1 pseudogene is annotated in these 676 nt (G+C 54.6%); it reads left to right on the forward strand.

The features are described 5' to 3' along the window. Positions 1-30: 30 nt before the first annotated feature. A pseudogene (locus EQY_RS0120990) lies at positions 31-676 on the forward strand (contractile injection system protein, VgrG/Pvc8 family); the annotation flags it as partial.

A 676-nucleotide genomic window follows, 5' to 3' on the forward strand; every position in this document is an offset into this window, starting at 1 on the left:
CCCATGAATGCGTCAAAACATGGCGCAGACGTGACCGCACTGAAAACCCGTGCGTTCAGCGATGTCTCGCTGGGTGACCTGGTGAAAACGATCGCCACTGAAAATAATCTGGTGGCACGGGTCTCACCGGCGCTGGCAAAAATTCGTATTCCGTGGTTGATGCAGTCATCTGAATCGGATGCGTCCCTGCTTTCCAGGCTTGCTGGTATGTATGGTGCCACCAGTAAGCCAACGAACGGTTACTGGTTATTTCTGGAGTATGGCGCATCACAGAGCACAGGCGGCAGGGATGCTCCTGTAATGACCATCACGCCGGATATGGTGTCAGACTGGGATTACCGGGAGGGGGAGCGGCAGGGCGCATCCGGAAGCGGAAAAGGAACAACAAAAAAAGGGAAAGTGGGAGTCAGATATTTTGACCCTCGCGACGGGCGAACGCGTGAATTTAAAGTGGATGTGGAGTCCACCGACAAGCGACATCCGTTCACTCAGCCGGATCAGGACACAGCAAAACACTGCGCAGACTCCAAGGTTAAACGTGTACAGAAAGCCGGACGCCAGATGACGATAACACTGCCCTGCAGGCCCGCATTGTTGAAAGCTGGGGCGGAAATGCGTTTTATCACGCAGGGTTTTGGGGTACGCGAGGATCATAACTGGCAGGCTGAGTCGGTGG

This window comes from Escherichia sp. TW14182 (assembly GCF_000208525.1).
GTDB classification, from domain to species: Bacteria; Pseudomonadota; Gammaproteobacteria; order Enterobacterales; family Enterobacteriaceae; genus Escherichia; species Escherichia ruysiae.